General features: G+C 65.9%; 20 protein-coding genes. 8 read left to right on the plus strand and 12 right to left on the minus strand.

Features of this window, described 5'->3' with window-relative positions; genetic code table 11:
* The first annotated feature begins 5 nt into the window (after positions 1–5).
* Entirely contained in the window at positions 6–1,082 is a 1,077-nt protein-coding gene (locus ACDI39_RS07775; RefSeq protein ID WP_225790168.1) for a 3-deoxy-7-phosphoheptulonate synthase, read from the plus strand.
* 70 nt (positions 1,083–1,152) lie between these two features.
* Here ACDI39_RS07775 and ACDI39_RS07780 read toward each other — a convergent pair whose 3' ends face one another.
* Entirely contained in the window at positions 1,153–1,434 is a 282-nt protein-coding gene (locus ACDI39_RS07780) for a GNAT family N-acetyltransferase (RefSeq protein WP_225790167.1), read from the minus strand.
* Positions 1,435–1,940: 506 nt separating this feature from the next.
* On the opposite strand from ACDI39_RS07780, the gene oprI reads away from it, so the two are divergent.
* Positions 1,941–2,192 (plus strand): outer membrane lipoprotei OprI, encoded by a 252-nt coding sequence (oprI, locus tag ACDI39_RS07785; protein WP_003259780.1) that lies wholly within the window; start codon positions 1,941–1,943, stop codon positions 2,190–2,192.
* 235 nt (positions 2,193–2,427) lie between these two features.
* Here the strand turns inward: oprI and ACDI39_RS07790 are convergent, their stop codons facing one another.
* The 3 genes from ACDI39_RS07790 to ACDI39_RS07800 form a co-directional block, all read right to left on the minus strand.
* The gene (locus ACDI39_RS07790; protein ID WP_253081327.1) at positions 2,428–3,405 is read right to left on the minus strand and encodes a L,D-transpeptidase family protein; all 978 of its coding nucleotides are present in this window, start codon (positions 3,403–3,405) and stop codon (positions 2,428–2,430) included.
* A gap of 106 nt (positions 3,406–3,511) precedes the next feature.
* On the minus strand, positions 3,512–3,793 hold the full coding sequence (locus tag ACDI39_RS07795) for a hypothetical protein (RefSeq protein WP_253081328.1): 282 nt from the start codon (positions 3,791–3,793) through the stop codon (positions 3,512–3,514).
* A gap of 58 nt (positions 3,794–3,851) precedes the next feature.
* Complete coding sequence (locus ACDI39_RS07800; RefSeq protein WP_225790164.1) at positions 3,852–4,457, minus strand: arylesterase; 606 nt, start codon at positions 4,455–4,457, stop codon at positions 3,852–3,854.
* Between the two features lie 10 nt (positions 4,458–4,467).
* Here ACDI39_RS07800 and ACDI39_RS07805 point away from each other — a divergent pair, with 10 nt between their 5' ends.
* Both ACDI39_RS07805 and ACDI39_RS07810 read left to right on the plus strand, forming a co-directional pair.
* Positions 4,468–5,151 carry an ABC transporter ATP-binding protein gene (locus ACDI39_RS07805; RefSeq protein WP_225790163.1) on the plus strand — a complete coding sequence of 228 codons (684 nt, stop codon included), beginning with the start codon at positions 4,468–4,470 and terminating at the stop codon, positions 5,149–5,151.
* Positions 5,151–7,658, plus strand: coding sequence for an ABC transporter permease (locus tag ACDI39_RS07810; protein WP_486538235.1), 2,508 nt, complete (start codon positions 5,151–5,153; stop codon positions 7,656–7,658). Before ACDI39_RS07805 ends, ACDI39_RS07810 begins: the two co-directional genes overlap by 1 nt.
* A 17-nt stretch (positions 7,659–7,675) precedes the next feature.
* Here ACDI39_RS07810 and greB read toward each other — a convergent pair whose 3' ends face one another.
* From greB to ACDI39_RS07830, 4 genes are all read right to left on the minus strand, one after another.
* A complete protein-coding gene (gene greB / locus ACDI39_RS07815; RefSeq protein ID WP_225790161.1) occupies positions 7,676–8,158 on the minus strand; it encodes a transcription elongation factor GreB in 483 nt (160 codons plus the stop codon).
* Positions 8,159–8,244: 86 nt separating this feature from the next.
* Complete coding sequence (locus ACDI39_RS07820; RefSeq protein WP_225790160.1) at positions 8,245–8,553, minus strand: hypothetical protein; 309 nt, start codon at positions 8,551–8,553, stop codon at positions 8,245–8,247.
* Between the two features lie 291 nt (positions 8,554–8,844).
* On the minus strand, positions 8,845–9,282 hold the full coding sequence (locus tag ACDI39_RS07825; protein WP_225790159.1) for a DoxX family protein: 438 nt from the start codon (positions 9,280–9,282) through the stop codon (positions 8,845–8,847).
* A gap of 100 nt (positions 9,283–9,382) precedes the next feature.
* Complete coding sequence (locus ACDI39_RS07830) at positions 9,383–10,789, minus strand: MltF family protein (RefSeq protein WP_253081330.1); 1,407 nt, start codon at positions 10,787–10,789, stop codon at positions 9,383–9,385.
* Positions 10,790–10,949: 160 nt separating this feature from the next.
* Here ACDI39_RS07830 and ACDI39_RS07835 point away from each other — a divergent pair, with 160 nt between their 5' ends.
* The 3 genes from ACDI39_RS07835 to ACDI39_RS07845 all read left to right on the plus strand — a co-directional run bounded on the left by ACDI39_RS07835 (position 10,950) and on the right by ACDI39_RS07845 (position 13,784).
* On the plus strand, positions 10,950–11,747 hold the full coding sequence (locus ACDI39_RS07835) for a TatD family hydrolase (protein WP_225790157.1): 798 nt from the start codon (positions 10,950–10,952) through the stop codon (positions 11,745–11,747).
* A 114-nt stretch (positions 11,748–11,861) separates the two neighbouring features.
* Positions 11,862–13,340: a methyl-accepting chemotaxis protein gene (locus ACDI39_RS07840; protein WP_253091350.1), complete on the plus strand. Its 1,479-nt coding sequence runs from the start codon at positions 11,862–11,864 to the stop codon at positions 13,338–13,340.
* A gap of 75 nt (positions 13,341–13,415) precedes the next feature.
* Entirely contained in the window at positions 13,416–13,784 is a 369-nt protein-coding gene (locus ACDI39_RS07845) for an Mpo1-like protein (RefSeq protein ID WP_225790155.1), read from the plus strand.
* 260 nt (positions 13,785–14,044) lie between these two features.
* On the opposite strand, the gene ACDI39_RS07850 is transcribed toward ACDI39_RS07845, so the two are convergent.
* The 3 genes from ACDI39_RS07850 to ACDI39_RS07860 form a co-directional block, all read right to left on the minus strand.
* On the minus strand, positions 14,045–14,842 hold the full coding sequence (locus ACDI39_RS07850; protein WP_225790154.1) for an acyl-CoA thioesterase: 798 nt from the start codon (positions 14,840–14,842) through the stop codon (positions 14,045–14,047).
* A 101-nt stretch (positions 14,843–14,943) separates the two neighbouring features.
* Positions 14,944–15,711: a CHAD domain-containing protein gene (locus ACDI39_RS07855; RefSeq protein ID WP_225790153.1), complete on the minus strand. Its 768-nt coding sequence runs from the start codon at positions 15,709–15,711 to the stop codon at positions 14,944–14,946.
* Positions 15,712–15,725: 14 nt separating this feature from the next.
* On the minus strand, positions 15,726–16,004 hold the full coding sequence (locus ACDI39_RS07860; protein ID WP_225790152.1) for a hypothetical protein: 279 nt from the start codon (positions 16,002–16,004) through the stop codon (positions 15,726–15,728).
* A gap of 156 nt (positions 16,005–16,160) precedes the next feature.
* Between ACDI39_RS07860 and ACDI39_RS07865 the strand changes: the two genes are divergently transcribed.
* Positions 16,161–17,201: a patatin-like phospholipase family protein gene (locus ACDI39_RS07865; protein WP_225790151.1), complete on the plus strand. Its 1,041-nt coding sequence runs from the start codon at positions 16,161–16,163 to the stop codon at positions 17,199–17,201.
* Positions 17,202–17,336: 135 nt separating this feature from the next.
* Here ACDI39_RS07865 and ACDI39_RS07870 read toward each other — a convergent pair whose 3' ends face one another.
* Positions 17,337–19,208, minus strand: a complete 1,872-nt coding sequence (locus ACDI39_RS07870) for a SurA N-terminal domain-containing protein (RefSeq protein WP_225790150.1) — start codon at positions 19,206–19,208, stop codon at positions 17,337–17,339.
* Between the last annotated feature and the right edge of the window lie 58 nt (positions 19,209–19,266).

The following is a 19,266-nucleotide window of genomic DNA, read 5'->3' on the forward strand; positions in this document are numbered from 1 at the left end:
ACACGATGGCTGATTTACCGATCGACGACCTTAACGTTGCTTCCAACGAGACCTTGATCACCCCCGATCAGCTCAAGAAGGAACTCCCCCTGAGCGCCAAGGCCCTGCAGACCGTGACTGCCGGCCGCGAAGTGGTGCGCAATATCCTCGACGGCAAGGACCATCGCCTGTTCGTCGTGGTCGGCCCCTGCTCCATCCACGACATCAAGGCCGCCCACGAATATGCCGAGCGCCTCAAGGCCCTGGCCGAAGAAGTGTCCGACACCCTGTACCTGGTGATGCGCGTGTACTTCGAGAAGCCGCGCACCACCGTCGGCTGGAAAGGCCTGATCAACGACCCATACCTGGACGACTCGTTCAAAATCCAGGATGGCCTGCACATCGGCCGCAAGCTGCTGCTGGACCTGGCCGAGATGGGCCTGCCGACCGCCACCGAGGCGCTCGACCCGATCTCCCCGCAATACCTGCAGGACCTGATCAGTTGGTCGGCCATCGGCGCCCGTACCACCGAATCCCAGACCCACCGGGAAATGGCTTCCGGCCTGTCCTCGGCGGTGGGCTTCAAGAACGGCACCGACGGTGGCCTGACCGTCGCCATCAATGCCCTGCAGTCGGTCTCCAAGCCCCACCGCTTCCTCGGCATCAACCAGGAAGGCGGCGTGTCCATCGTCACCACCAAGGGCAACGCCTACGGTCACGTGGTGCTGCGCGGCGGCAACGGCAAGCCGAACTACGACTCGGTCAGCGTCGCCCTGTGCGAGCAGGACCTGGCCAAGGCCAAGATCAAGGCCAACATCATGGTCGATTGCAGCCACGCCAATTCCAACAAGGATCCGGCCCTGCAGCCGCTGGTCATGGAGAACGTGGCCAACCAGATCCTCGAGGGCAACCAGTCGATCATCGGCCTGATGGTCGAAAGCCACCTGAACTGGGGCTGCCAGGCCATTCCGAAGAACTTGGACGACCTGCAGTACGGCGTGTCCGTCACCGATGCCTGCATCGACTGGAGCGCCACCGAGAAGGCCCTGCGCAGCATGCGCGCCAAGCTCAAGGATGTCCTGCCCCAGCGCCAGCGCGGCTGAGGGCCAGGGCAGGCACGAAAACGCCGGGCATTGCCCGGCGTTTTCGTGTGCGGCGATCGCTCGCCAGAAATCAGACCTTGCTCGACTGGCGCTGCTGGCGCTCCATGTAGCGTTCGACATAGGAGCACGAGGGAATGACCGTGTACCCCATCTGCTCGGCATACTCCAGGGCCCGTTCGGTCAGGGCGGCGGCAATGCCGCGGCCACGCAGGGCATTGGGCACGAAGGTGCGGTAGATGTCCAGCGTCTGTTTACCCAGGTCCATGTACGTCAGGTAGGCACGATGACCGTCCACGTTGGTCTCGAACTGATGACCGGCCTGGTCATGATGGATGGTCAGCGCTTCGCTCATCACTACTCCTCGCAGGTCTTCTCGGCAGACCCTTACCTTGACCGATGATTTTATCCGGCGGAGGAACCTCTACGCCACCCGGTGCCCTATTGGACCGCAGGGCGATCTGGTTCGTTCTGCGGCGCGGCACCCTACAAATAGTAGGCGCCACAAACGGGATTGCTCAAGGTGCCCGCCGGTAAAAATACGCAAGCCCCACCTTGCCCCCCCTGTGCCGGGCACTCGGAACAGCCGCCGGATGTTCCAGGGCTATGACGCCAGCCGACCGTTAAAGTCACCTTTAGTTCAACAAAAAGTTCCTGTTCTACAATCGCTTGCGAAACCCTCTGCACGAGTTTCAAAAATGCCCTACAACCCATGTCGCTTGCCAGGGCTGGCAACATTTTTTTTGCAGTTCTTGCGCTCAGTCAGTTTACTTACTACAAGTAATGGGTACTATGTACGCCGGCCAGTTTCTCTTTTCCGAGAGATGGCTATTTAATAGAAAGTCCTTGAAGGGGAACACGATGAACAACGTTCTGAAATTCTCTGCTCTGGCTCTGGCCGCAGTTCTGGCTACCGGTTGCAGCAGCGTATCCAAAGAAACCGAAGCTCGCCTGACTGCTACCGAAGACGCAGCAGCTCGCGCCCAAGCCCGTGCTGACGAAGCCTACCGTAAGGCTGACGACGCTCTGGCTGCCGCTCAGAAAGCTCAGCAAACCGCTGACGAAGCCAATGAGCGCGCTCTGCGCATGCTGGACAAAGCCAGCCGCAAGTAATAATCCTCACGGATTGTTATGGAGCCGACCCACTAGTGGGTCGGCTTTTTTATTGCCGCGGCAAAAGCGACCGGCAAGAAACTGCTGGGGCCGCTACGTGCTCCTTTCGCGACAAGGCCGCTCCCACAGGTACGGCACTGTTCTGTAAGTCAGCGCTGCACCTGTGGGAGCGGCCTTGTGCCGCGAGAGGCTGCAAAGCTCGATGGCGTGTTAGTTCAAAACACCTTGAGCGTGCTTACTGCAACTCAGGCGGAATGCTCGACACCATCGGCGCGCTAACGTCGGCATTGACCGGCACGGCGATTTCCACCGGCATGCCGTCTTCAGCGGCCACCACATCGCGCACCATGTCCCAGTTCATGCGCAGGTTGTTGGCCAGGTCTTCGCGCTTGAGCAGGGCATTGATGACCGCGGTGTGCTTGTCCACCACCGACGGATCGCCATGGTCGTCCAACGGCGTGTGGGCTTCCAGGTAGACCTTGCCACCACTGATACCGAACTTGTAGGGCTCGTTGATGATGCGTACCGATGTCCCCACCGGCACCATTTTCGACAACTCCAGCACATTGTTGTTGAACATGCGGAAGCAGCCGTGGCTGGTGCGCATGCCAATGCCGAACTTCTTGTTCGAACCGTGGATCAGGTAGCCCGGCACGCCCAGGGTGAACTTGAACGGCCCCAGCGGGTTGTCGGGCCCTGCGGGCACCACGGCCGGCAGGATGTCGCCATCGGCGGCATGCTCGGCGCGGATCGAGGCCGGCGGCGTCCAGGTCGGGTTCGGTGTCTTGGCGGTGATCCTGGTGTTGGCGATCGGCGAACCCCAGCCTTCGCGACCGATGCCCAACGGGTAGGTGTGCACCACGTTCTGCCCTTTCGGGTAGTAGTACATGCGGTACTCGGCCAGGTTGATGACGATCCCCTCGCGCGGGCCCGGCGGCAGGATGTAGCGGGTCGGCAGGATGATCTCGCTGCCGGCGCCCGGCAGCCACGGGTCGATGCCCGGGTTGGCGGCGATCATCTCCAGGTAGCCGAGGTCATTGGCGGTGCCGATGTCGGCGAAGGTGTCCTCGTACTTGGCCTTGATCACCTGGACCTGGCCGACGATGTCCTCACCGGGTGGTGGCAACGGCAGTTCCAGCGCAACGGCAGGGCCCGCTACCAGCAGGGCGGCCAGGGACAGGCTACGGGTGACGGCGGGAAGGCGCGGCAACATCCGGTAAATCCTTCGAAAGATGGGTCAAGAGGGTCGATTGTACACCCACCCCGATACAAGCGGGAGGCATCGACCATGGGCAAGCGTTTCAGATGATGAAAGGCGCTCAGAGTTCCGGCCACACCGGACGCGTGCCACGCCGCTGGGCGTCGAGGATCGCCCGGCACAGCGGGCACAGGCGGCCATCGCGGTAGATGCTGCGCTCGACCATCGACCAGCGCGGCTGGGCCGGCAGCAGGCCGCCGCACAGGGTGCGGTCGGCGGGCGCGCCAAGCTCGAGCTGGCGGGCCACCAGGTGAACGCGAACCTCCTGGCAGGCGAACAGGTCGAGCTGCTCATCGGGCTCGATCAGTTGATAGGCATACAAGGACCAGGCGGGGCGCGGCATCGGGGGCTCTCGGAACGGGGGGCGCAACATTAGCCGAAAGCCCGTCCCGATAAAAGCGTCACAGCAAGGGTTTTATCGCCGGCCAGGCATTTTCCAGCAGGCGCTGCTGCGCCCCCTGGGCCGGATGGATGCCGTCGGCCTGCATCATCTGCGCCACCCCACCGACGCCCTCGAGGAAAAACGGCACCAGCGGCACCTGCTTCTGTGCTGCCAGTTGCTCATAGACCTGGGCGAAGGCCGTGGTGTAGCGCACCCCGTAGTTGGGGGGCAGGCGCATGCCCAGCAACACCACCTTCGCCCCCGCGTCGCGGGAGCGATCGATCATCGAGGCAAGATTTTGTTGCAATTGCTCGGGCGGCTGCCCGCGCAGGCCATCGTTGCCCCCCAACTCCAGCACCACCAGGCTCGGCTTGTGCTCGGCAAGCAGCGCCGGCAGCCGCGCCTGGCCGCCTGCACTGGTGTCGCCGCTGATCGAGGCATTGACCACCTGGTCGTCGTAACCCTCCTCCTCCAGGCGCTGCTGCAACAGGGCAACCCACCCCTGGCGGCTATCCAGGCCAAAACCGGCGCTGATACTATCGCCGACGACCAGCAGCGTTCCCGCCGCCGCGCCCTGGGCCAGGCAAAACAGGGCCAGACCGGCACTCAACCACCACACTCGCATTGGATTCTCCATGGGCCCCAGCATTCTCGTTGCGCAGAACCTTAGCAAAGTGGTCCCCAGCGCGGAAGGCGACCTGACCATCCTCCACGCGCTCTCCCTTTCCCTCGACCAAGGCGACAGCCTGGCCATCGTCGGCGCCTCCGGCTCCGGCAAGTCGACCTTGCTGGGTCTGCTCGCTGGCCTCGACCGGCCCAGCGCCGGCCAGGTCATCCTCGCCGGGCATGACCTCGGCCCGCTGGACGAAGACCAGCGCGCCCGGGTGCGGGCCGAGCACGTCGGCTTCGTGTTCCAGTCGTTCCAGCTGCTCGACAGCCTCAATGCCCTGGAGAACGTCATGCTGCCGCTGGAGCTGGACGGCCGTCGCGACGCCCGCGAACATGCCCGCGACCTGCTGGAGCGGGTCGGCCTGGGCAAGCGCCTGAGCCACACGCCACGCCAGCTGTCCGGGGGCGAGCAGCAGCGGGTGGCGATCGCCCGCGCCTTCGCCGCCGAGCCTGCGGTGCTGTTCGCCGACGAGCCCACGGGCAACCTGGACAGCCACACCGGCGAGCGCATCAGCGACCTGCTGTTCGAGCTGAACAAGGAGCGCGACACCACCCTGGTGCTGGTCACCCATGACGAACGCCTGGCCAAGCGCTGCCGCCGCCTGATCCGCCTGGATGCCGGCCGCCTGGTCGAGCCCCTGGAGCCCTGATGAGCCGCCTGCCCTTCTCCCGCCTGTGCGGCCTGGCCCTGCGCCAGTTGCTGCGCGATGCCCGCGCCAGCGAGGTGCGGGTGCTGTTCTTCGCCCTGCTGGTGGCAGTGGCGGCCAGCACCGCCATCGGCTATTTCGGCGCGCGCCTGAACGACGCCATGCAACTGCGCGCCGGCGAGTTCCTCGGGGCCGACCTGGTGCTGCGGGGCAGCTCGCCGGCCAGTGAGGCGCAGGTCGCCGCCGGCACGGCCGCTGGCCTGCGCCACGCCCGGGTGGTCGAGTTCACCAGCGTGGTGGGCGCACAGGTGGGGATCCAGTTGTCGAGCATCAAGGCGGCCGACGCCAGCTACCCCTTGCGTGGCCAACTGCGCAGCGCCGCGGCCCCCTACGCCGAGGAGTCCCCCGGCGGTGGCCCGGCGCCGGGCGAGGCCTGGGTCGAACCACGCCTGCTGGCGGCCCTGGGGCTGTCGATCGGCGACAGCATCGACGTGGGCATGAAGACCCTGCGCATGAGCCGGGTGCTGACCTACGAACCGGACCGCGCCGGCAATTTCTATAGCCTGACCCCACGGGTATTGATGAACCTCGCCGACCTGGACGCCACGGGTGTGATCCAGCCTGGCAGCCGGGTCACCTACCGCGACCTCTGGCGTGGCGAGCCCGAGGCCCTGGCGCGGTATCGCCAGGCGGTGGCCAAGGGCCTGGCGGCGCATCAGCGCCTGCTCGACACGCGCGACGGCAATCGGCAGATCGGCGGCGCGCTGGGCAAGGCCGAACGCTACCTGAACATGGCCAGCCTGGTGGCGGTGCTGCTGGCCGGCGTGGCCGTGGCCCTGTCGGCCAGCCGCTATGCCAGCCGCCGCCTGGACGCCAGCGCCCTGCTGCGTTGCCTGGGGCTGTCGCGACACCAGGCGCTGGGCCTGTATTGCCTGCAACTGGCAGTGCTCGGCCTGGCGGCGGCACTGGCCGGCGCCCTGCTCGGCTGGCTGGCGCAACTGGGCCTGTTCCGCTTGTTGCAGGGGCTGATGCCGAGCGTGGTGCCACCTGGCGGCATCGCGCCCGCGCTCGCCGGCATCGGCACCGGGCTGGTGGCCCTCGCCGGATTCGCCCTGCCGCCCTTGGCCGCCCTCGGGCGCGTGCCGCCGTTGCGGGTCCTGCGCCGCGACCTGCTGCCGCTGCCACCCAGTGGCTGGCTGGTCTACGGCGCCGCCCTGCTGGCCCTGGGCCTGATCATGTGGCGGCTGAGCCTGGACCTGTTGCTGACCTTCGCCCTGCTCGGTGGTGGGCTACTCGCTGCCCTGCTGCTGGGCGGCCTGCTCCTGCTCGGCCTGCGCAGCCTGCGGCGTTTGCTGGCCGGTGCACCGCTGGCCTGGCGCCTGGGCTTGGGGCAACTGCTGCGCCATCCGCTGGCCGCTGCCGGCCAGGCCCTGGCCTTCGGCCTGATCCTGCTGGCCATGGGCCTGGTGGCACTGCTGCGTGCCGAACTGCTCGATACCTGGCAGGCCCAGTTGCCCAAGGACGCGCCCAACCATTTCGCCCTGAACATCCTGCCCGACGACCGCGAGCCCTTCGCCCGCCAGTTGCAGGCGGTCAATGCCACGTCAGCACCGCTGTACCCGGTGATCCCCGGGCGCCTGACCCATATCAACGAGCAGCCGGTGCGGCAACTGGTCAGCAAGGAGTCCACCGGCGAACGCGCCGTGCAACGCGACCTGAGCCTGACCTGGGCGGCCGACCTGCCCCAGGGCAACGCCCTGAGCGCTGGGCGCTGGTGGGACGCACCGCCACCCGCTGACGGCGTGCCCGGTGTGTCGGTGGAAGCGGAGCTTGCCCAGAGCCTGAAGCTCGAGCTGGGCGACCTGCTCACCTTCGACATCGGTGGCCAGCAGCGCCAGGCCCGGGTCAGCAGCTTGCGCACGGTGCACTGGGACAGCTTCCAGCCCAACTTCTACATGATCTTCCAGCCCGGCACCCTGCAAGGGCTGCCAGCCACCTACCTGACCAGCTTCTACCTGGCGCCGGGCCATGACCAGGAAGTGGTCGCCCTGTCACGCGCGTTTCCGGCAGCGACCATCCTCCAGGTCGATGCGCTGCTGGCCCAGTTGCGCAGCATCCTGGCCCAGGTGACCGTGGCGGTGGAGTATGTGCTGTTGTTCGTGCTGGCGGCGGGCTTGGCGGTGCTGTTCGCAGGACTCCAGGCAACCCTCGACGAACGCCTGCGCCAAGGCGCCCTGCTGCGTGCCCTGGGCGCTGCACGGCCGCTGCTGGTCAAGGCACGGCGGATCGAGTTCGGGCTGCTGGGTGCGGTGAGTGGCGTGCTGGCGGCGGTGGGGTGCGAGCTGATCACCCTGGTCCTGTATCGCCATGCCTTCGACCTGGCCTGGACGCCGCACCCCTGGTTGCTGGTGCTGCCGGTGGCGGGAGCCGTGCTGGTGGGTGCCGCCGGGGTGTTCGGGACGCGACGGGCATTGAATGCCAGCCCACTGGCGGTGTTGCGGGAAGGGTGAGCGCAGGGGGCCTGTAGCTACCCCCCGCTCCCCTCATAGCGAATACGGTTGACGTACCAGGTCGCCTCGCCGGTTGGCGTGTGCACCACGACCTCGTCCCCCTCTTCCTTCTTGAGCAGCGCCCGGGCCATGGGCGAATCGATGGAGATGTAGTCGTTGCGCCCATGGATCTCGTCGTAGCCGACGATACGAAACGTCAGGGTCTGCCCCTCGTCGTTCTCGATCTCCACCCAGGCGCCGAAGAACACCTTGCCTTCCTGCTGCGGTGAATAGGCCACGACCTTGACGTCCTCGAGCCGTTTGCGCAGGTAGCGCACCCGCCGATCGATCTCACGCAGCAGCTTCTTGTTGTACTGGTAGTCGGCGTTCTCGCTGCGGTCGCCCAGGGATGCGGCCCAGGTGACCTTCTGGGTGATCTCGGGCCGGTAGACCCGCCACAGGTGGTCGAGCTCCTTCTTCAGGGCCTCGTGACCTTCCGTCGTGATGATGTTGGTGCTCAAGCAGCGTTCTCCTCAGTGCCTCCACGGCCGGCGCAAGCCTGCCGAGGCACCGAGCTTAGCGAAAAATCCCCACGGCGGCACGCGCCTCAGCGGCGGGTGATCAGGCCCTGGCGGGCGATGCGGGTCAGGTGACCGATGACTGCCGCGGCATCGGCCGCCAAGGGGGCTTGGATCACCGCGAGATCGAAGCGATCGTTGGCGTGCTGGGCAAGGCCATCGCAGGTTTCGGCGAACTGGACAAGGAAGGCACGCGCTTGGCCCTTGCGTCGCGACAAGCCGTCGAGGTTACGCAAAAGGGTGGGCTGATGCTGGCCGCCGAGCAGGATGCGCGGTGTACGCGAGGCCTGGTTGGCAGGCAACGGACTCAGGCAGACACTGGTACGTGGGCAACTCATGGAGTATCTCTCCGCCTCGCAGATCCCGCTGGGCAGCGGTGGGAGGCGTCACCGAACCAGCGCTTTAGCGGTATTTCGGATGACCCGAGTGGGTGCCTCCCGCGCCCCGCAAGTAGCTGTTTAAATCGGCGCAGGCGGTATGCTAGAGCGTCAAGCGACAAGATACAAGCCGCCTATTGAAGGTGGCCCAGCCTGGGCGTCGCCCGGCGGTTTTTCGCACTACCCCACGGCATGGAGAAAACCCGCTTCCCAGGGCCCCTGGGAAGCGGGTCAGTCACATCAGGATGCCGTTCAGTCGTGGGCGATCAGCCGGTCCAGAGAGAAGCGACCCGCGCCCTCGATCAGCACCGCCACGGTACCGGCCAGCAGGGCCAGGGCGAACTCGTAGCCGTTGTTGGACATGAACAGGCCATTGCCGATGTGCACCGAGAAGATCGCCACCACCAGCGTCACGGTCAGCGCCAGCGCCGCCGGCCGTGCCAGCAAGCCGACCACGAGGGCCAGGCCACCGAAGAACTCGGCGCTGCCAGACAACAACGCCATCAGGTAACCGGGCGCCAAGCCGATGCTTTCCATCCACTGGCCGGTGCCTTCCAGCCCGTAGCCGCCGAACAGACCGAACAACTTCTGGGCACCGTGGGCCATGAAGATGATGCCCACGAGGATGCGGATGACACTCAGGCCAAGACCTGCACGGGTAACGAAGATAGCGTTGAGGGGGTTGTTCATGTCGAAGCGTCCTGAGTAAATGTTGGTTGGGATGGGCGCCATATTAATCAACAAATAAGATTCAAATTTACGCACTTATACATCTACAAATTAGATTAATTCAGCGCTTGCCCACCCGCTCCAACGATGCCCGCTCCCGATTGAACGCCAGGAAGTACTTATTGACGCTGTTGACGAAGTTGACCGGCCCCATGCCCATCTGCTCCATGGCGATGCGTTCGGTCTGGAAGAACCATTGGTTGCTGTTGAGCCCTCGTCGCCGGGCCTCGGCACGCATGGCCTGGACCCGCTCCGGCCCCAGGTTGTAGGCGGCCAGCACGAATGCCATGCGCTCGCGTTCGTTGAGCTGGGCGCTGGAGAAGAACTTGCGACGAATCAGCGCCAGGTAGCGGGCACCGGCCAGGACATTGCCATCGACCGTCGCCGTGTTGCTCACCCCGACTCGCCGGGCCGCCGCCGGGGTGATCTGCATCAGCCCATGGGCGCCGCCGCTGCCACGCGCCGCCGGGTTGAGGGTCGACTCCTTGAACGCCAGTGCCGCCAGGTTCAGCCAGTCGATCTGCTGTGCGCTGCCATGTTTCTGCAAGACCGCCCGCAACGACGCCAGGCGCTGCCGGTCGCGACGCGCCAAGGGGTTGTGCACCCGGTACTGGCGCCGGTAGATCCGCTCGAAGGCGGCATCCTGGTTCTGCGGTGCACGGTAGCCGGCCAGGAAGCGATCGACCGTGGCCAGGAGCATGTTCGCGTCGCGCCGCACATACCAGCGTATGGCCTGGGGTTGGCCCAGCTTCAGGCGGGTGTCCAGGCGCAGGCGCGGCATCACCCGGGCCCAGCGCTGGGCGATGGGACGCTCCACCAGCGTCAGACGATAGATGCCGGCCTGGACCATCTCCAGCACATCCTCCACTGCCAGCGTGGGATCGACCCACTCGATTTTGATCGGCGCACGTTTGCGCAGAGCCAGTTGCTGGTTGAGCTGGCGGACCAGCGCACCGGCGGCACTGGCGCTGGTCAACGCAATGGTGCGTCCGGACAACTGCTCCACCCGGCTGAAGCTGCGCTCGCCCTTGCGCCCCACCAGCACCAGCGACACCTGATCGACCACCGGCGCGCTGGCGCTCACGCCGCGCACCAGGCCAGGGTCGAGCAGCTCGCCAGGGGCGGCCAGGTCACCTTCGCCCCGCTGCAGGGCGGCGAGCAGTTGTTCCTTGGCGCGGGGGATGAGCTTGAAGCGGATTGCCTGGCCGTCGCGGGCCCGGGCGTTGAGATGATGTTCGAGGCCGCGCAGGCGATGGTATTCGACGCCTACCGGCTCGCCCTTGACCTCCCCGGAACTGTTGCGGCTCTGGTTGACCAGCACCCGCAGCACCTTGCTCTCACGGATCTGCGCAAGGTCGCGAACCTGGCTGGCCGGCACGTTGTGCTGCGGCCCTGGCAAGCGCGCGCTGGCTGGGCCGGCCATGGCCAGGCCGAACATCAGCAGGAAGGTCAGCAGCGAACGCAGCATGCGAGAACGTGTCCGTGGGCTGTGGGCTGGCGCCATGCAAAAAGGTCCGATCCGTGGCGAATGACCGCAGAAGACCATGACAACCGCTTGAAGTTCTTGGCTTTTTCTGGATTTTCCCGGTTTTTGCTATGCTGGCCGGCCCGCGGCACGAGGTAGCACCATGCAATTGATCGATATCGGCGTCAACCTGACCAACAGCAGCTTCCATGACCAGCAAGCCGCCATCGTCGAGCGAGCCGTGCAGGCCGGCGTGGCACAGATGATCCTCACGGGCACCAGCCTGGCGGTCAGCGAACAGGCCCAGGAACTGGCCGGGCAACTGGACCCTGACGGCCAATGCCTGTTCACCACGGCAGGCGTACACCCCCATGATGCCAGCAGTTGGGACGGCGCCAGCGACCGGCGGTTGCGTCAGTTGCTGGCGCAACCACGGGCCCGGGCCGTGGGCGAATGCGGGCTGGACTTCAACCGCGACTTCTCCCCTCGTCCACAGCAGGAAAAGGCCCTGGAGGCGCAACTGGCCCTGGCCGCCGAACTGCACCTGCCGGTGTTCCTCCACGAACGCGAGGCCAGCGAGCGCCTGTTGGCAATCCTCAAGGACTACCGCGATCACCTGCCCGCCGCGGTGGTGCATTGCTTCACCGGCGAACGCCAGGCCCTGTTCGCCTACCTGGACATGGACCTGCACATCGGCATCACCGGCTGGATCTGCGACGAGCGCCGCGGCACTCACCTGCATCCGCTGGTCGGCAACATCCCCGAGGGCCGCCTGATGCTGGAGAGCGATGCGCCCTACCTGCTGCCACGCAGCCTGCGGCCCAAGCCGAAGAACGGCCGCAACGAACCGGCCTTCCTGCCCGAGGTCCTGCGCGAGGTGGCGTTGCATCGAGGGGAGTCCCTGGAGCACACGGCAACCCATACCACGGCCAGCGCCAGGGCGTTCTTTCGGTTGCCCTGAATCCTGTGGTGCCCCCCAGTCTTCCTTGACACATATCAAGACAACGCCTGGCTTGAGCGGGCACAATGATGGCACCTTGCCAATAATGTTTCCGCTCAACTCAGAGAAGACCTAATGGGTGCCTGGCTTAGCAATATTTCCCTGAAGTACAAGTTCTGGGCCGTCAATGCGGTGGCCTTCGTCACGACCTTGCTGCTGGTGCTCTATGCCGTGTATCTGGAGCAACAGGCCCGGGCCGAGGGCGCCCGCAGCCAGGCCGTCACCGAGGCCTCGCTGATCGCCGCCTGGCCCGCCGGGCAAGCCCTGCCCAGCCTGCCCCACCTGGTCACCTGGCAGGCAGGACAGACACCGACCTTCGCCGGAGAACCCCTCCAGGCCCTGGAGGGTAGCCAAGGCTGGGTCGACCTGCCCGGTGCCTGGCTGCTCGGCGACAACCCGTTGCAGGGGGCCCAGGTGCTGTACCAGGGCGAGCAGCGCATCGCCGTGCTGGCCCAGTCGCCCAGCCTGCGCCAGGTATTCTTCGAGCGTTTCGGCAACTATGCCGTCTGTGTCCTGGTCCTGATGCTGGCCATGCTGTGCGCCTCGCAGTTGCTGATCCGCTTCCTGCTCAGCCAGCTCAACACCCTCAAGGACGTGATGCTGCACGTGGAGAAGACCGGCGACCTGGCAGCTCGCGTGCCGCTGTCCTGCGGCGACGAAGTCGGCCAGATGGCAGGCGCCTTCAATGCCATGCAGGCCACCTACCATCGCGTGGTCAGCACCGTGGCGCGCACCGCCGCCCAGCTCGACTCGGGCGCCGCACGCCTGGCGGCGAGCATGAACGAAGTGCGCCACGGCATGATCGGCCAGCAGAGCGAGACCGACCAGGCGGCCACGGCGATCAACGAGATGTCCGCGACCGTTCACCACATCGCCCAGCACGCCGGCGCCACCCGCGACCTGTCGCAGACCGCCGACAGCCTGGCCGGCAGCGGCCAGCAGGTCGTCAGCCGGGTGCAGGACTCGATCGCCGGGCTGTCCAGCGGTGTGCAGCAGACCGCCGAAATGATCCACCAGCTGGCCGAGGACAGCCAGCGGATCAACGGCGTGGTCGGGGTGATCCACAGCATCGCCGAACAGACCAACCTGCTGGCCCTCAATGCCGCCATCGAAGCGGCCCGTGCCGGTGAGCTGGGCCGCGGCTTCGCCGTGGTGGCCGATGAGGTGCGCAACCTGGCCAAGCGCGTGCAGACCTCCACCGACGAAATCACCGGCATGGTCTCGGCCTTGCAAGCCGGTACCCGCGATGCAGTGGAGTTCATGCAGGAGAGTTCGTACAAGGCCGACGATTGCGTCAAGCAGGCCCAGGAAGCCGGCGAAGCCCTGGCCGAGATCACCAGCGCCGTGGCGCAGATGCGCGAAAGCAACACGCAGATCGCCGTCGCCGCCGAGCAGCAGAGCCAGGTGGCCGAGGAGATGAACCGGGCGGTGGTGAGCATCCGCGACGTCACCGAGCAGACCGTGCAGCAGACAGTCGGCTCGGCCACCACCAGCGTCGAACTGGCGACCCTGGCCGGCGAACTGAACAAGGCCATTGGCCAGCTCAAGCTATAGCCGCCATAGCCCGCCTCGATTGGCCCTCGCCCGAGGGCCGCACTAAGCTTTGGACATGAGCCAGAGGAAATGTCCATGAGCAAACGCCTGCCCAACCTGCCCGCCTGGCAATGGCGCGGTTATCACAACAACCACCGGCACCCGGCCAACCTGGTGCTGCACCTGATTGCCGTGCCGCTGTTCATCCTGGGCGTGCTGCTGGTGCTCTCGGGCCTGTTCGGCCTGGACCTTTCCCAGATCGCCGTGGGCATCATCGCCCTGGCCGCCAGCCTGGGCCTGCAGCGCCAGGGCCATCGCCTGGAAGCCGAACAACCGGAGCCCTTCGCTGACCGCAAGGATGCCGTGCAACGCCTGCTCACCGAGCAGTTCATCACCTTTCCGCGCTTCGTCCTCAGCGGCGCCTGGTGGCGCGCCTGGCGGGAGCGGCACAAGCATCGGCGCTGAAAACGGCGGGTATCACCTTTTTAGGGGCTGCTTTGCAGCCCATCGCCGGCAAGCCGGCTCCCACAGGGTGGACTGCCCTCAAGAAGTTGGACACCGATCCAGCTTTTGGGGGGCAGTCCAGGGTGCGAGTCGGTCATAAAGGATGCGGCTTGCAGGCACGTGTGGGAGCCGGCTTGCCGGCGATGGGGCGCGAAGCGGCCCCAAATGGCAACTGAAACGCTGAACTGACCGGCACCGGCTCAGGAGCCAACGCCGGAGCCCTAGGCAAACACCGTCACCGTCTGCCGGCTCAATGCCAACAGCTCGCCCTCGGCCGTCCACAGGGCCGCCGAGGCGTGCCCGTAACCATCGCGGGCATGCTCGGTCTCGACACAGTAGCGGCACCAGTCCAGGGTCGACAGCCGTGGCGTAGGCTGGACGAATTCGATGGTCCAGGTCAGCGTACTGCCAGCGGCAGGCCGCTTGAGGCTGGGCAACAGGCTGGGCGGCCAGGCGTCAACCAGGGCCAGCAGGTGCGCTTCGTTGACCGGCTCCTCGGCGACATCGCGCAAGCGCACCCAGCCGCCCATCTGCCGCGAGGCATCGCCGGTGAACGGCAGGCCGCCAATGGCCCAGCGCAAGGCCACATGGCGCATGAATTCCGGTGTCACACCCTGGATGTAGGGCAACTCCGCCGCAGCCTGCTCCAAGGGTTTCATCGGCACCGCTGGCAGCGCCGAAAACTCGACCTCCGACGCCCGCCCGACACCGAAGCTGCCCTGCACCAAGGTCACCACCTGGCCATCCTGCACGGCGCGCCCCAGCAGTGTGCTGACCGCCTTGCCCTGGCGCAACACCTCGACCTCGAAGCGGATCGGGACCTCCGGCGCGGCGGGGCCGACGAAGGTGATGGCCAGCGAACGCACCGGACGGGCATCGTCGAGCCTGGCGCGCATGGCCTCATAGACCAACGCGGCCATCAGCCCACCGAACGCGGCACGCCCCTGGGCCCAATTGGCCGGCACGCTGACCGCCTCGGGGCGCTCGCGCACGGCGGCAAGCAATTGCGTGAAATTCATGGCGTCCTTTCGCTCCTGCAGAAAAATCGGCTACGTCGATGCTCCCGATCTTAGCCAGCGAGCCCCCTCCTGGCAGCCCGCATATCGGTCAATTCTGGCGGCTATCGACGCGCCAGGGCCGCCAGCAGCACCTCCAGGGTGGCATCGGCCTTCTGCTCGGCCTCGTGCAGCTCGCGCTCCCAGGCGGCCTTGCACGGCGCCAGGTCCGCATGGTCGCGGGCCTGCAACAGCCATTGCAGGCGATCGTGCCATTCGCCCAGGTCGCCCTGGGCCCGCTTGAGCAGGCGGCGCAGCTTCTTCCCGGCCGAGTCCAGCTGCGGATAGGCCTCATCGCCATAGCGCACGCGCTTGATCAGCAAGCGCAAGCGGTGGCGGTCGTGGGCAGGGTCTTCCAGGGCCTTGCGCAGCTTGCGCCATTGCTTGTCCAGGCGCTTGTCGATGCGTTTTTCCAGGCCGCGAGCCAGGCCTTCGCGGTCGCAGGCACGCAGAAACAGCGGGAAGCTGTCGAGAATGGCCAGCACACGGTCGAGCTGGCGGCTGCCGGCCACGCTGGCGAATGTCCGCGCCCTGCCCTCCAGGCGCCGTTGCCCGGCCTGCTCGTGGCCCTGCCTGAGCAACTGGGCTGCCAGCACCTCACGATCGCGCAGGGGCGTGGTCAGGGTGCCCAGGGACTTGGCCGCCCCCTCCAACTGGTCGACACCTGGCAGCCCGCGCAAAGGGCGCAGCAGGCTGCGCAGCCGCCGCAGGGCGATGCGCAGGTCGTGCAACGCCTCGCTGTCGACATCGGCGGCCAACCGCTCGCGACAGGCCAGCAGGCGCACCTGCAGGGCCAGCACTTGGGTGATCACGTGATCGAGCATGGCGGACATACGACGCTCCTCGTTCAGCGCCCGGCGCGAGACTCACGGATATAGAAACGCGCCTTCTGCGCCTTGCTGGTGCACCCTTCGAAGGCCTCGAACTGCTGCTGGGTCTTGGCCCCGGTCAACAGCGACAGGGCCTTGGAATAACTGACGGTGCCGGCGAAGCCTTCGGCCTTGGCCAGGTCGAGTTCCTTCCAGGCGGCATCCAGCTGGGTCGCGCAGCTGTCACGGTAGGCCGTCTTGCCCGCGCAGCCAGCAAGGGCCAGGGCGATCAGGGGAAGGCAGATCCAGGCTTTCATCGGTAGTAACCTCGAAGGTGAAAAAAGTGTGGCCATTCGACGCCCAGGCAAACGAAAAGTGCCCTGCTCAGCGTAGCCCAGCACGGTGTACATTGAAGCATGGGCCGCAATGGGTGCATTGTTGGACCATGGTTGCACAGCCGTGGGGGAGACATCATGAGCAAACGCGTGGCATTGGTCCTGGGGTCGGGTGGCGCCCGGGGTTACGCGCACATCGGCGTGATAGAGGAAATCGAACGGCGCGGCTACGAGATCGCCTGCATCGCCGGCTGTTCCATGGGAGCGGTGATCGGTGGCATCTACGCCGCTGGCAAGCTCGACGATTACCGCAACTGGATCGAGAGCCTGGACTACCTGGACGTGCTGCGCCTGGTGGACGTGAGCTTTCGCCTGGGCGCGATCCGTGGCGACAAGGTGTTCGGGCAGATCCGCAAGATCGTCGGCGACGTGAACATCGAGCAACTGTCCATTCCCTATACCGCGGTGGCGGCCGACCTCACCAACCAGCAGGAAATCTGGTTCCAGGAAGGCTGCCTGCACCAGGCCATGCGTGCCTCGGCGGCGATCCCCAGCCTGTTCACCCCGGTGATGCAGGGCAACCGCATGCTGGTGGATGGCGGCATCCTCAATCCGCTGCCGATCGTCCCGGTGGTGTCCAGCCACTGCGACCTGATCATCGCGGTGAACCTCAACGCCACCAACCAGAAGCAGTACCAGTTGCCGGTGATCGAACGCCCGGCGGCGTTCAAGATGCGTTTCGATGCCCTGATCAGCTCCCTGGGCTCGCGCCTGCCCTTCCGGCGCAAGCCGGCGGAGGAACTGATGCGCATCGAGCAGGAGATCGTTGCCGAGGGTCTGGGGCGGCCCAACCCCTGGCTCGCCGATTCGGCCAATCCGGAAAGCCAGCAACCGGCGGCGGCCCCAGAGAGCGACGGCGCCCCCCGCTCCGCCACCGGCTCGTTCATCATCGACAACGTTGGCCCGGCCTCGCTGCTCGACCTGATCAACCAGAGCTTCGAGGTGATGCAGACGTCCCTGGCCCAGTACAAGATCGCCGGCTATCCACCGGACGTGCTGATCAACGTACCCAAGCGGGTGTGCCGGTTCTTCGAGTTCTACAAGGCACCGGAGCTGATCGCCCTGGGGCGGGAGATTGCCAGGGATACCCTGGACAACTACGAGGGGGAGCGGCGGTGAGCCCGCGGAAGCTCAAGGTGTTCGGCTTGCCGGCGATGGGCTGCAAAGCAGCCCCAAGAATGGACCGGGACAGGTAGCACTGGGACAGAAACGAAACAGGCCGCATACGCGGCCTGTTTCGTTGGAGGGATGCACTCAGTAGCGAGTGATCTCGGCGTTGGCTTCCAGCTGCTTGCGGTAGGCCGCGAAATCCTGCTGGCCAGCGCGCGAGGCGAGGTAGCGACGGATCTGCTCCTTCTCCTCGTCGGTAGCCGCGGCACCTTCGTTGACGCCCTTGAGCTGCAGCAGCACCAGGCTGCCATCGGCCAGGACCACGCTGCCATAGACCGGCTTGTCCTTGGCCTCGGGCTTGGCCAGGCGGAACACCGCCTGCAGTTCAGCCGGGTCGATACCGTCCTGGCCACGGGTGACGGCCTCCTGGACCTTCCAGGCCTGGCCCTCGACCGCAGCGTCCGGCGTCCGGGAGCCATCACGCAGTTCGGCAATCAGCTTGTCGGCCTTGGCCTTGAGCTCGGCGATCGCCTTCTCCTTGGCCAGGTGCTCGTGGATGCTCTTGGCCACGGCGTCCAGCGGCAGTTGCTCGGGCTTGCGATGCTCCTTGACGCGCAGCACGACCACGGTCTCCGGGTCCAGCTCGATGGCGTTGCTGTTGGCGCCTTCGTCCAGCACCTCCTCGCTGAAGGCGGCCTGAATCACCGCACGGTTGGCAGTGATGCCCTCGCCGCCTTCACGACCGAACGGCGCCGAGGTCTGTACCTTCAAGCCCAGGTCCTGGGCCGGCTGGGCCAGGTCGGACGCCTCGAAGGCAGCATCTTCCAACTGCTTGGTCACTTCCACGAAGCGCTGCTCGACCTGCTGGGTCTTAAGCTCGCGGGTCAGCTTGTCCTGCAGGCTGGCGAAGGTCGGTACTTCCGGCGCCTCGACGCCCAACAGCTTGATCAGGTGGTAGCCGAACTCGGTACGCACCGGCGCCGAGACCTGCCCCTCGCCCAGCTTGTACAGCGCCTCCTCGAAGGCCGGGTCATAGACGCCGGGGCCTGCGAAACCCAGGTCACCGCCACTGCTGGCCGAACCCGGATCCTGGGAGAACTCCTTGGCCAGCGCGGCGAAGTCTTCACCCTTGGCCAGGCGCTGCTGGATTTCCTCGATGCGGGCCTTGGCCTGGGCATCGGAGGTCTTGTCGTCGACCTCGATGAGGATGTGCGCGGCATGGCGTTGTTCGGCCAGGTTGGCGATTTCCTTCTCGTAGAGGTTCCTGAGCGCGTCCTCGTCGACCGTGACCTGGTCGAAGAAGGCCGACTTCTTCAGCTCGATGTAGTCGATGACCACCTGGTCGGGGGTCATGAACTCCTTGGCGTGCTGGTCGTAGTGCGCCTTGACCTCGTCGTCGCTGACGTGGGCCACGGCCGCGTCGGCCTTGAAGGTCAGCGAGGCGAAGTCGCGGGTCTGTTTCTCCAGGCGGGCGAAGGCCTCGACCTGCTTGTCGGTGACGAAGCTGCTGCCGGCAAGGCCGGTGCGCAGCTGCCCGATGAGCATTTCCTCGGCCAGCATCTCGCGGAACTGCATGCGCCCGTAGCCCATCTGGCGAATGACCGAGTCGAATCGTTCGGCACTGAACTTGCCGTCGACCTGGAACTCTGGCGTCTGCAGGATCAACTGATCCAGCGCGGCCTCGGAAAAGGCGAACTTGGCATCCTCGGCGCCCTGCAACAGCAGCTTGCGGTCGATCAGCCCCTTGAGCGCGGCTTCGCGCAGCATTTTCTCGTCCAGCAGCGCTGGGTCGAAATCCTTGCCCAGCTGTTGCATCAGCTGGCGGCGCTGCATGTCGACAGCCTGGCTCAGCTCGTTCTGGCTGATGGTCTGGCCGTTCACCTTGGCGGCGTCCTGGCTATGGCTGGTGGCCTGGAAAATGGCCTCGAAGCCGGTCAGCGCCATCAGCACGACGATAAGGCCGATGATGGTCTTGGCAATCCAACCTTGTGAATTGTCCCTGATATTCTGCAGCATGCGTCCCCCAGAAACGGTTGTACCACTGCGTCGACAACCGCGGAGCGTGGGTAGAATC

The sequence above is a fragment of the Pseudomonas sp. Tun-23181 genome (assembly GCF_057415455.1).